The organism is Candidatus Rickettsiella isopodorum, assembly GCF_001881495.1.
Classification (GTDB): Bacteria; Pseudomonadota; Gammaproteobacteria; order Diplorickettsiales; family Diplorickettsiaceae; genus Aquirickettsiella; species Aquirickettsiella isopodorum.
The window spans coordinates 1-12,628 of record NZ_LUKY01000023.1; the positions used below are offsets into that span (position 1 = coordinate 1).

The 12,628-nt window shown below is 36.5% G+C and carries 12 protein-coding genes; 8 read left to right on the forward strand and 4 right to left on the reverse strand.

The window, feature by feature from the left end; genetic code table 11:
- Positions 1 to 742, forward strand: a 742-nt coding sequence (locus A1D18_RS06800) for a hypothetical protein (protein WP_171910795.1), incomplete at its 5' end; no start/stop codon positions are given.
- Positions 743 to 906: 164 nt separating this feature from the next.
- On the opposite strand, the gene phrB is transcribed toward A1D18_RS06800, so the two are convergent.
- Positions 907 to 2,322 (reverse strand): deoxyribodipyrimidine photo-lyase, encoded by a 1,416-nt coding sequence (phrB, locus tag A1D18_RS00220; protein ID WP_071661817.1) that lies wholly within the window; start codon positions 2,320 to 2,322, stop codon positions 907 to 909.
- Positions 2,323 to 2,475: 153 nt separating this feature from the next.
- Here phrB and A1D18_RS00225 point away from each other — a divergent pair, with 153 nt between their 5' ends.
- A complete protein-coding gene (locus tag A1D18_RS00225; RefSeq protein ID WP_071661818.1) occupies positions 2,476 to 3,447 on the forward strand; it encodes a hypothetical protein in 972 nt (323 codons plus the stop codon).
- Between the two features lie 86 nt (positions 3,448 to 3,533).
- Positions 3,534 to 4,196, forward strand: coding sequence for an HAD family hydrolase (locus A1D18_RS00230; protein WP_071661819.1), 663 nt, complete (start codon positions 3,534 to 3,536; stop codon positions 4,194 to 4,196).
- A 26-nt stretch (positions 4,197 to 4,222) separates the two neighbouring features.
- Here the strand turns inward: A1D18_RS00230 and A1D18_RS00235 are convergent, their stop codons facing one another.
- Positions 4,223 to 4,867 (reverse strand): riboflavin synthase, encoded by a 645-nt coding sequence (locus A1D18_RS00235; RefSeq protein WP_071661820.1) that lies wholly within the window; start codon positions 4,865 to 4,867, stop codon positions 4,223 to 4,225.
- Between the two features lie 7 nt (positions 4,868 to 4,874).
- Positions 4,875 to 6,143, reverse strand: a complete 1,269-nt coding sequence (gene waaA, locus A1D18_RS00240; protein ID WP_071661821.1) for a lipid IV(A) 3-deoxy-D-manno-octulosonic acid transferase — start codon at positions 6,141 to 6,143, stop codon at positions 4,875 to 4,877.
- Positions 6,144 to 6,424: 281 nt separating this feature from the next.
- On the opposite strand from waaA, the gene djlA reads away from it, so the two are divergent.
- The 5 genes from djlA to A1D18_RS00265 all read left to right on the forward strand — a co-directional run bounded on the left by djlA (position 6,425) and on the right by A1D18_RS00265 (position 12,309).
- Positions 6,425 to 7,249 (forward strand): co-chaperone DjlA, encoded by an 825-nt coding sequence (gene djlA / locus A1D18_RS00245; protein ID WP_071661822.1) that lies wholly within the window; start codon positions 6,425 to 6,427, stop codon positions 7,247 to 7,249.
- On the forward strand, positions 7,249 to 7,914 hold the full coding sequence (gene rpe, locus A1D18_RS00250) for a ribulose-phosphate 3-epimerase (protein ID WP_071661823.1): 666 nt from the start codon (positions 7,249 to 7,251) through the stop codon (positions 7,912 to 7,914). The genes djlA and rpe overlap by 1 nt, the downstream gene beginning before the upstream one ends.
- 11 nt (positions 7,915 to 7,925) lie before the next feature.
- Positions 7,926 to 8,315 carry a hypothetical protein gene (locus A1D18_RS00255; RefSeq protein WP_071661824.1) on the forward strand — a complete coding sequence of 130 codons (390 nt, stop codon included), beginning with the start codon at positions 7,926 to 7,928 and terminating at the stop codon, positions 8,313 to 8,315.
- A gap of 232 nt (positions 8,316 to 8,547) precedes the next feature.
- Positions 8,548 to 10,998 carry an LPS-assembly protein LptD gene (locus tag A1D18_RS00260; RefSeq protein WP_245756760.1) on the forward strand — a complete coding sequence of 817 codons (2,451 nt, stop codon included), beginning with the start codon at positions 8,548 to 8,550 and terminating at the stop codon, positions 10,996 to 10,998.
- 12 nt (positions 10,999 to 11,010) lie between these two features.
- Entirely contained in the window at positions 11,011 to 12,309 is a 1,299-nt protein-coding gene (locus tag A1D18_RS00265; RefSeq protein WP_071661826.1) for a peptidylprolyl isomerase, read from the forward strand.
- Between the two features lie 59 nt (positions 12,310 to 12,368).
- Here the strand turns inward: A1D18_RS00265 and A1D18_RS06805 are convergent.
- On the reverse strand, positions 12,369 to 12,628 hold a 260-nt coding region (locus A1D18_RS06805; protein ID WP_171910796.1), incomplete at its 5' end, for a hypothetical protein.

The following is a 12,628-nucleotide window of genomic DNA, read 5'->3' on the forward strand; positions in this document are numbered from 1 at the left end:
AAATTCTAAACAAATCAATCAAACATTTTTTCATGATAGGAAACATGCTTCTCAAGCTAGTAGCATTGAGGAGGAAAACCGCATCTTAGCAATGGCCGACGATTATTTAAAAAAATATAACGATTCAGAAATGAAAGCTTATCGTGGTAAGAAAAACATCAATCAAACAAAAGATAAAAAGAAAAAAACAAATTCGCCTCTCTCTGTTCAGAAGGAAAAAGCTAAATTCCTTATTGAAAAGAATGACTCTGTTCAAAATAAAAATAAGTTGAATTTTCACAAGCGAACTATGCCGAACTATTCGGCTCAAAATAATCTGAAGGCATTAACCAAACCCATTAAAAATCAGTTTCGAGCACCCAACTTTTCTAAACCAGAAGTCGCTAAGCTAAAGAAAACTTTTTTTAACGTTTCAAATTCGAATAAAAAGATAAATTTCTTAGTAACGCCTCAGTTAACTCATCAAGAAAACTTTAAACCGACTACAAAAGCAATATCACTATCTCCCTACCAACAAAGTGAATCGAGAGCGAAAAAACCGAATCAGCACGTTCTTTCTTCGCCTATAGAACCACCGAATCTTCATAGCACACTTATGCTTTTTGATCTGATTGCTCGGAAATCTTTAAAAAACCCGGTTGTACCCTCTTCTTCTAATGAAAAATTAAATAAAACTATTAGAAAAGTTGAAAAACAACAAAAAATAATTAACTCTAAAACTTTTGGATTTCAAAAATTATAATCAACAAAAAATCTATGGGGGTCGTTACATAATGGCAAACCACCTACCTATCATCAGGACGAATAACACCCGATGGATAATTATTTCTTTTCTTTTTGATAGCATACATTTTGCCTTTAAATGAGAAAATTTTAGTCAAGAATTTTTAAATTTTCCAATAGACATTAAAGCATTTTAAAAGCCTTAATCGTGGCAATCCGAGAAGTTTTAAAATCAATGATAGGCTTTGGGTAACCGCTGTGTAAAGCAAGCGCCGGTGCTCGCTGATACGGGTCGTGAATTGATCGTGCATCAAATGAACGTAGCTCAGGGCAATATTGACGAATAAAATCCCCTTGGGGATCAAAACGTTCGCTTTGTCGAAGTGGATTAAAAATTCGAAAATAAGGTGCCGCATCTGTCCCCGTAGATGCGCTCCATTGCCAACCCCCGTTATTGGCTGCTAAATCTCCATCGATCAAATGACGAATAAAAAAATCTTCGCCAATGCGCCAATCAAAAAACAAATTTTTAGTTAAAAACATCGCAACTATCATACGTAAGCGATTATGCATCCAACCAATTTGCTTTAATTGGCGCATGCCGGCATCAACCATAGGATAACCGGTATTGCCTTGTTGCCAAGCGACTAATTGTTTTGCATTATAGCGCCATTTTAATTTTTCAGTCTCTAATCGGTAGGGTTGATGCATTGATAAACGTGGTACTGTAGCTAATAAATGCTTATAAAAATCACGCCAGATTAATTCGTTTATCCACGTAATAGCCCCTTTATTTCCAGAGTTATATTCACCTTGATTAGCCATTAATGCATCGAGTAAACATTGGCGTGGTGAGATCATTCCTGCCGACAGATAAGGTGATAATAAACTTGTCCCCCCCAATGCTGGAAAATCGCGGGTTTTGTGATAATTAAATAAGCCATTAGCTATAAATTGTTTTAAGCGCCGTTGCGCTTCTTTTTCACCAGAAGGCCAAATAATAGTAGAGGAAAAACCAATTAACTTTAGTGGAACTTTACTCGATCGAATGCCTAGTGTAGGTTGTAGTTTGGGGAGCGAGTAATGTGGAATTATATTTTGATTATTCAATAGCAATTGTAAGTAGGCACGTTTAAACGGCGTAAAGACACTAAAAGTTTTACCTTGCTTAGTTTGGACTATGCCTGGTGGTAATATGGCCTGATCATCGTAAGCGTTACATTTAATCCCATATCGACCTAAATAATTACAAACGGCTTGATCGCGTTTTTTTTCGTCTATTTCATATTGTTTATTAAAAAACAAAGTATCAAGCTTATATTTTTTTGCGTATTGATATAATGCTTGAGCAATATCCGCGGTTTTTTTTACTTGTTTAATTAATAAAGGAATGCCTCTCAACTGTAAACTCTGACTTAATACTAACAACCCAGTAAGTATAAATTGGACACGACACACAGCCATATGATGCTTTTGCCAAAAGCTGACATCGATGATATAAATCCCTATAATACCTTCTGGACATTGTTGAGCAGCATGATAGAGTGCCGTATTGTCATGTAATCTTAGATCTTCACGAAACCATACTAAGCCTTTCATAGACCGTCCTTTTCACGGAAATTAAAATAGAGTTCATCTATTCTAGATTATATTCGATCCTAGTTAACTATCGCTAAGTTAAAATAGATTTATTTTATAAAATTATGTTATATTATTAGCAATAATAAACAATGATAATTTTTATGAAAAAATATGTCTAACTCGGATATAAAGCTAAATTTTTTTACTAAGTATTTCCATATTTTTGACAATCAATCGCTCTTTATTTGTGATATCAAGAGTAAAGAAGACAGAAAATTTCATTTTCAAATTCGTTTTATTCAAAAGAATTTTCAAAAGATAAATTTAAGTCAACTAGAATCAGATTTAAAAAACTCTATTGTTAAGCTAAGCGTTAACAGTTCATTACATTTTAATCATGAAAATAAAATTAAGTTTTTAAACGCCTTAAAAAAATTCGGTATTGATATAAAGTTAGTTGAAATTATTCAAAATAATTCTCGCTTCAAAATTGATAATCAATCTAATTTAATTAAAGACTATAATAAAAATTTAATCACTTTATTTTGTATCGGTTCATCGAAAAATATAAATTTTGGCTATGAAATACCTGAAAATTTGTCGGAAAATAGCGCGCCATTATGTTGTGCACAAATTTTCACTGGAAGACAATTATCCAAAAAAATATATCTTTTTCCCATAAGTGCACGATCCTTGGATAACGCGTTTTCTGTACTAAAAAATAATTCAGCTATTGATCTAATAAATCTAGAAATTCCTTATATAGAATACCTCCCTTCTAAATCTGCGCTAAACTCAAACTATGATAAAGAAATTCAAACTCGAATCAATCTTCAAACTATTATTTCAGAAATACTAACCCATCTTGACAAACCGAAATGTTTTCGAAAAAATGGTTCAGAAAAAGCTAGCCTATTTAGAAGCCTCGCCAAGGACATTGCTAGCGACAAACCAATCAATACTATTTCTAATCAATTAAATCAACATGATACTTGGAAACTTCTTGCCCAACATAGGGATCCCTGGGGCCTTTTTTCATTCTTTAAAGGGAAAACTCATTCATTAATTGCATGGCAAGCATTGAGGGATGAAATCTCTCATTTTTCTAGCTCATTCAATAATCAGTTTTCCTATCTAGCTTAATTTTCTTTACCGCTAAACCCATAATAAGCTACACTTTTATTGAGTATTCGTTGATTTTCGGTCTTTTTCACCTAAGCTGCTCAATTATGAATAATTATAAATTACTTATCCTTGATTTTGATGGCACACTTTGCGCCACGCATGAAGCCATATTATTTTGCATTAAGCGAACGTATGAGACGTTACATAAGACCATACCAAATCATAACTTCATCGACGAAACAATTCGAGCAGGCCTAGGCATGGAAAAAACCTTAGAAGTTCTTAGTCCCGATCTCACACAGCAACAAATTCATCACTTATTAAATACATACGAAACGATCTATTTAGCTGAAGGTGAGGATAAAAGTGCGCCATTCCCTAAAGCTGCAGAAACATTAGCGCAACTTCATGCAGCGGGTTTCATTCTTACCGTGGTCAGCAACAAAGCCGTTGCTGCGGTGGACACCGCTCTAGTACGTTTTGAATTAAAGCAATATATTGCCATGGTCATCGGCGATACTAAAACACTGAGAAAAAAACCGGATCCTATGGCCTATACTGATTTCATCAAACCAAAATTTAACCACATAAATCCAACACAAATCTTAATGGTCGGCGATACACCGGCTGATTTACTATTTGCAAAAAATATTGGTGCTGACTCTTGTTGGGCAGAATATGGTTATGGGGATGAAAAAGCTTGTCTAGCGCTTCATCCGACTTATACAATTAAGCGATTAACAGACATTTTGGCTATTTTATTTTAAATTCCACGCTTGTTTGTTGAGATCTGCTATAGCTTTTTTTCTATGACTGTTAATCGGTCATCAATATTAGAAAAATAACTCTGTACAGTTTCAACTAATACCATCGTTTTCATATCAGGTTCGATATTAACATTATCACCCACATTTTTATCGGAAAAATTGGTTTTGCGTAATGTTTCGGGAATTAAATACACTTCAAAACTAGGTTGTTTTTTATTCGTCAATCCTACAGTTAAACTAGAACCATCCACCGCGATATAACCTTTCGGTTTAACAAAAGCGAAACAAGCGACAGAACATTGAATAGACAAACACAAATTCTCTCCACTAATTTTTTTATCGATAACTTTTCCTGTCTCCAATACATGGCCACTCAGTTCATGTCCTCCTATTTCATCACCATAGACTAGACTCCTCTCCACACTGACTTTTCTTCCAACAAAAAGTTCATTTAAAGTAGTTTTGACTAAGGTTTCTTGCATTGCATCAAAACTGACTTCAATTCCATTCTTCGCAACGACGGTTTGACAAACGCCATCTATAGAAATACTCGCACCCGTTTTTAAATTTTTTACTAGTTCTTCATTTAATACGACACTATAATGGAATAATCCTGGTCGTTTAGTGAGTGACTTTACAACAAATAAACCTTGTGTAATTCCAGAGTACATAGAAAAATTAAATTATTAATAAACTTTCAATTAATTGCATTTGTTTTAACACCGATCCTTTATTTTCTTCCACAAACTTTTTAGCTTCCCGACCCATGTTCTGGCGTCGTACTGGATCAGACAACAAAGAAATAACCTGCTCTGCTAGCTCTGTCGCGTTATTTACCTGAATTGCTGCATTTCGCTGTTTCAGCTGTTCCGTAATGGTTGCAAAATTAAAAGTATAAGGGCCGGTTAATATAGGGAGGCCAACGGCAGCCGGCTCAAGAGGGTTTTGACCGCCTTTTTCAACGAGACTTCCACCCACAAAAGCCAGATCCGCTGCCGCATAAAAAATAAGTAATTCACCCATCGTATCACCGATCAAAACATCGATATCGTTCAGATCGCGCTTATGATCGCTACGCTTGTTAATGTTATAGTTTTGACTGCGATATAGCTGTTCTAATTGAGAAGCTCGATCCACGTGTCGGGGTATCGAAACTAATAATAAGTCTGGGAAATAATGACGCACCTGCTTAAACACCTGAAGAATCAATTCTTCTTCACCAGGATGAGTGCTCGCCGCAATCCAAACAAGCCGATTTTCTCCCCAAATTTTCTGCCATTGCTGGGCCTGTTCCAGTAAATTTCTTGGCAACGTCACATCAAATTTAAGACTACCGGTAATGTGTATTCGCTCAGGCGAGAAACCAAGGTCAATAAAACGCTCCGCGTCAGCTTGAAACTGAGCTGAAATAACATTAATGCTCTTTAACATGGCTTGTGTTATCGGCAAAATACGCCGATAGGATAAAGCGGAGCGTTCAGATAAACGGGCATTGACAAGGGCTACCGGCACTTGATACAACTGACACGCGGCTAGAAGGTTGGGCCAAAGCTCCGTTTCTAACAAAATCAGTAATTTTGGTTGTAGTGCCTTAAAGAATTTCCTCAAGATTAAGGGTAAATCATAAGGAAAATAAAGCGGGGTTATACTGTTTCCCAATGCAACACGGATACGTTCGGCACCTGTTGCTGTCTCATTGGTCACAATAATAGGTAGCGATGGATAACGTTGCTGTATCCGCTTGATCAATGGTATGGCCGTCAAGGATTCGCCGACTGAAACGGCATGCACCCAAATCCCACCGGATGGCAAAGGATGTCGTAGGCCTAAGCCTAGACGCTCATGCCAAAATTGCAATCCATTAGGATTTTTACGATTTTTTATCCATAAACGCAATAAAATAAACGGCAAAAATAAATAAAAAATTATTGTATATAAGAATCGCATGACTTAATAAAATTATAATTAGTATTTAATGGTGAGCTTATCGCTTATTCAACTTTAAGACAAGATAATATCCTGTTAGTCTTATACCTCTTGGTAGAAGCATCCTATTGTTATTTTCCTTTATTCTTACCTATTTTCTCGAAATATGGAATCTCAGAGGAGATGAGGAATCACAAAAATGATGCCTTCTTGAAGTATCTACCTATGAGAAATATCTGGGTCATGGACAAAATTTAAGTAAAAAGACTATATAGTCGAATTTTTATGAGTTAGGTTTAATCATGAATATATGGGGCAAACTTGTTGGAGGTTTTTTTGGTTTTCTTTTTGCAGGACCATTTGGGCTTATATTAGGTGTCATTATTGGGCATCTCTTTGACCGTGGCCTTAGGCAAAACCAGGGCTGGACTTTTTCTTCTGTCAATCCAAACGTCGCACAACAAGTTTTTTTTAATAGTACGTTCTTGGTAATGGGACATATCGCAAAATTAGATGGGCGGATTTCTGAAGCAGAAATTCAAGCGGCTAGAGCCATCATGAATCGCTTAGGTCTTACCGAAACCATGCGTCAAAAGGCTATCGACCTTTTTAATCAAGGTAAACAAGCCTCATTCAATTTAGAAGAAACCTTAAAAAAGCTAGTCCAAGCCTGCCATCGCAATAAGGTATTACTTAAGCTTTTTGTAGAAATACAAATGCAAACGGCCCTGGCTGAAGGCCATCTCACAGCAGATAAGCAAAGAGTATTGCAGAAAATCTGTCAATATCTAGGGTTTGCGCCACTCAACTTTAGCTTTTTTGAGCATCTATTTAATTTTGAGCAAGCTTTCCGCCAACAATCTTCTGGTCAGAGACAACAAGGATACTATCAATCATCGCACTCATCTCATCAGCTGAATCTAAGAGATGCCTATGCTATCTTAGGTATCTCTGAACAAGCATCGCCCGCTGAAATAAAAAAAGCCTACCGAAAGCAAATGAGCCAACATCATCCTGATAAATTATTGGCCAAGGGTTTACCTGAAGAAATGATAAAAATAGCGACTGAGAAAACTCAAAATATCAAGGCTGCCTACGATCGTATCTGTGCGGCTAAGGGAATATAATGCGTAATTTAATTATTTCCGCCTCTATTTTATCTGCGGATATGGGTTGCTTAGCGAAGGAATCCTCTGCGGTATTGCAAGCGGGTGCCGATAGTTTGCATATTGATGTCATGGATAATCATTTCGTCCCTAATTTGACATTTGGACCCTTAGTCTGCGAGGCTTTACACAAACATCTACCTAAGACTTTTCTTGATGTACATTTAATGGTAAATCCAGTCGATAATTTAATTAATGCCTTTGCTAAAGCGGGTGCTGATCAAATCATCTTTCACCCTGAAGCCAGTAGCGATGTGCTTAAAAATTTAAAACAAATTCGTCATTTGGGTTGTAAAGCAGGATTAGCAATTAATCCTCTAACGTCATTAAATTGTTTAAATAACCTCTGGGATCACTTAGATTTTATATTAATGATGTCTGTTAATCCCGGTTTTGCTGAGCAACATTTTATTCCTGAGGTTTTAAACAAAATTTCCGCCACTAAACAGTTACTTTCCACACACAAACCTAGTATTCGTTTAGGTGTGGATGGCGGGATTAAAAAAAATAATATTAGCGAAATCGCTAAAATGGGTGCAGATACTTTTATTTTAGGATCGGGTATTTTTCATACCGAAAATTACGCCTTCACATTAACCGAACTACGATCACAATTAACTCTATAAGGAAAAATAATATGCGTCTTTTTTTAATGGGTTGTCTATTCTTTTTATTAAATGCTTGTGCTAGCACAGCAAACTACCAAAAAAAAATTGATACATGGCAAGGAAAAAATATTCAAGCGCTCATTTCTAAATGGGGGGAACCTGACACAGGAATACAACTTCCCAATGGTCATAGAATCTATCAGTATACCCGAAAAACGATGTATTCTATCCCCGATCCTAAACGTTCTCCTTTGCGCACCGATAATGGAAATCTTTTCTCTAATTATGATGAGCCTTGGAATACACACCAAACTGTCATTCGTTCTTGTCAAACCTCATTTGAAACAACTGCTGACGGGCATATTATCCATATAAGCTTTAAAGGGAATAATTGTGTATCCAATAATTTTCTCCCTTAAGTTAGCCTATCAATTTGTATGAATAGTTTAGATTTTAATTTTCGAAAAATAGATCGTTTGCTTTCATAAAGACGAGATATTAGCTAAACCGCGCAAGAGAGCTAAAAAAATAATGATCCATAGAAAAAAAAGGAGCTCAATTCCTCAAAAAAAAGATTTCGTTATCATTCAATGGCTAATTTATTTTACTTTTTTGTGTTTTGTCTCACCGGGCTTGACGACAGAATTGACGATGGGACAACAACTTGGTTGGGTACCTAGTCAACTGGGTATTTGCAAAGGACACTATTTAGATCCCTTACAAGCTTATTCTCAAACTTCTTTAAGTAAACTCAATCAAGCTTTTACTCATATTGATGCCGCACAATCTCATTTTTCATTTGAAGGGACTTCTACTTTAAGTGGTAATGTCGTTATTACTCAACCTGGCCGAATATTGTATGCCGATCAAGTTTATTTCTATCGTGATCCGAAAACAGGGAAAATTACTAATATGGATCTACTCGGTGGAATTAAACTCGAAGAGCCTAATCTTTTAATTAAAGCAAAAAAAGCCCATTTAAATTTAAACAATCAAAGCGGTTATCTTACGGATATTATTTATCGTATTTTATTAAGAAATAGCACGATATTAATGGGCACTAACAAAGGTATGCCGATTAATGCTTGGGGATCAGCCAGTGCGGTGGAACAGACTTACCCTGGATTAATGATTTTACATAATAGTACCTACTCGACTTGTTCACCCATTCATCCAACCTGGAAACTCTCCGCTAAAAAAATAATATTGAACCGTGATGATGGTCGCGGTAAAGCCTACAATACCTGGTTGGATTTTCGGGGAACACCTATTTTATACAGTCCTTATCTTGCTTTTCCTATTGATGATAGACGTGAATCAGGCTTCTTATTCCCAAACTTTGGAACTTCTTCACAATCGGGGATAAGTATTGGATTTCCTTATTATTGGAATATGGCTAGCAATTATGACTTTTTATTTACACCCACTATTTTAAGCAAGCGTGGCGTACAATTAGGTGGTCAATTTCGTTATTTAAGTCATGATAGTCAAGGAACGATCATTGCTAATTATCTTCCCTATGATCGAGCAGCGGCGCGGCTTGCTGATCAGATTCCTCTGCTTTACCCCAACACCAACCCACTAATTTATCCAAGCACTACTAGAAAATCTTTTACATGGCAAGAACAGCGTCTATGGGCTCCTCGTTGGACGAGCATAGTAAACTTTAATTGGGTTGGCGATGATTATTATTTGGAGGATTTTAACCAGCCCCCTACTATCGCTATTAATCAACTGGCACAACAAGCACAATTAAATTACACCGGTGATATTTGGAATTTTACGACGAGCATCAATCGCTATCAAACACTGCATCCTTTGAATCAAGCACCCGTGAATAACCCTTATAATAGTTTACCTGAGATTGATTTAAATAGTACCACACAAAATTTTCATGGATTTAAGGTTCAAATAAACAATCAATTGAGTTATTTTCAACGTTTAAATAACCCTGGTGAGTTAGTTAAACCGCCGCAAGCACTCCGACTTAATATTTTCCCTTCCATCAGTTATCCAATACGTAGTAAAGAAGCTTACCTCATTCCACGAGTTCAATTGAGTCTGACGCATTATAATATAATAAATCAAGTCAATGGTTATCAGCACGAAATCCAGCGCACGACGCCTCTGTTTAGTGTGGATAGTGGTTTGTATTTTGATCGGAAAACCCATTGGGGAGAACATTCCTTTTTACAAACTTTAGAGCCTCGACTATTTTATTTAAATGTTCCTTATCGTGATCAAAATAGTATTCCTATTTTTGATAGTGCACTTATTCCTTTTAGCTATGATAGTCTTTTTATGACTAACCGTTTTAGTGGTTTTGATCGTATCGGCGATGCCAATCAAATTAGTTTTGCGCTCACCACTCGATTATTGGATCAATTCACTGGCGAAGAAAAATTAAGAGCTAGTATCGGTGAAATCTATTATTTTAAAGATAGGCGCGTCTTTTTATGTAACCCATTAGAAAGGCAATTAAGTATACCCGGAACCTTGTGCGCCAACCCATTTACAATACCAGGCGCCACTTCGCCGACTGAAAAATTCTCTCCCATTGCCGGCCAGCTAAATTACAATATCAATCCACAATGGAGCACTACCGCGAATATTGCCTGGGATCCAACAAGTCACGACATTATTAATGCGGCTGCAAACATACAGTATCATCCACATCCTAATCAGCTGTTTAATATCAACTATGGGCGTATTCGTTTTGGCGATCTATTTGTCACAACACCTCCCACACCCCCCAATAGTCACCAAAATGATTTTAATCGGCTGGGCTTTTCTTTTGCAACACCACTTAAGCATCAATGGAGCACAGTGGGCGGTTGGAATTATAATTTTAGTCATAATTACTCACAAAGCTTTTTCTATGGATTGCAATATGATAGCTGTTGTTGGGCCTTTCGAATTGTGGCCGGGCGCACTTTTTTTGCCTTAAATCAAAATAGTAGCCCAATATTTAATAATGTTGTTTATTTCCAATTTCAACTCAAAGGCTTGAGTACCGTAGGCATCAGTGATATAACCAACTTTTTAACTAATAATATCCCTGGCTATACTGATAATTTTCAGTCTGGTGCAACCCATTTTTAGTAACGAGCGATTATGGACTTTCTTAAAAAAATCTTTCCATTTATTATTTTACTCACTAGCTTAGTATCTGCTAACCCCTTATATGCCGTTGAAACCTTGGATCGTATTGTTGCTGTGGTTAACAATAATGTCATTACGCAGCAACAGTTAAGTGAACAAATTGAAATAACGCGACAGCAATGGCTCTCTGAAAATAAACCTATCCCAGATGCAGCAACTTTTCGCAAACAAGTACTTAATAAGATGATAGACAATGAATTACAGCTTCAATTAGCGGCTAATTCAGGATTAAAAATTAACGAAGCTGCATTAGATAAAACCATTATGGGTATTGCGCAACGCAATGGTTTTACACTCGAGCAATTACGTGAAAAGTTGCAACAAGAAAATATACCTTATGCAAAATATCGACAACAAATTCGTCAACAACTGATTATAAATCGCCTACAACAAGATGAAGTCGCTGCAAAAATTACCGTAACAGATCAAGAAACGAAGGATATGTTAGCGCATATGCCTAAATCAACTCCGCAAAAAACAGCTTACCATGTTGAAGATTTACTTATCCCATTTCCAAATAATCCATCTACCGCTGATATTTCTCGCATAAAAGCCATTGCTTTATCCTTATTACAAGAAGCAAAAAACGGATCTTCTTTTCAAAAATTGATAGGCCAAGCAAACAAATTTAACCCTCCATTAACGGGTGGGGATTTAGGTTGGCGTCCCCTTAATGATTTACCCGATATTTTTCAAATCCCTGTACAAAAACTTAAGCCAGGGGAAGTAACAGAACCCATCCAAGCTGGCAATGGTTTTCATCTCATTCGTCTTTTAGAAATACGGGGCGATAATTCAACCACAGCTCATTATGTGACATCCACACATACTCGACATATTTTAATTAAAACCTCTCCTTTGCTTAATAATACGCAAGCAGAAAGACGCCTTAACGAAATTCGCGCAGACATTCTGCGTGGTGGTGATTTTGCTACACTCGCTAAAAAGTACTCTCAGGATCCCGGCTCTGCCTATAAAGGAGGCGATCTCGGTTGGACTTTACCAGGCCTATTTGATCCCGCTTTTGAAGCACAAATCAAAAAATTGGCCATCAATCAAATTAGCTTACCTTTCCAAACTCAGTTTGGCTGGCACATCGTACAAGTTTTAGGTCGAGCACAAAAATTACAAACGAAACAGAATGTTTCACGTGAACAAGCAGCGCAGCTAGTTTATCAACGTAAATTCCAGCAAGCATTAAAAAACTGGCTACGTCAAATACGTAACCAATCTTACGTAAAAATTATGTAGGCTTGTTAACTGTCCAGTTTACCTTCACTAATTTTGCAGGAAAACAGCTCCTTTTATTTTTATATACCAAAACGAAGAAAGGATGAAGCTTGATTCTTTAATTTTTCATCTTTTTTCGCAGCATTTTTTTCATGCTTTGCAGACTTAAATTCTGCTTGAGCTAATGATTCTTTAGGCTCACAAAATAATCTAGACTGTCCTAATCTGTGTGTCTCAGGCTTACTATACTGCGGCTCTTCTTCATATTCATTTTCTTCTTGTGTCCCAGAAGGATTATTATCCCTTTCCTCATAAGGAACATACTCTGGATTTTCAAAAT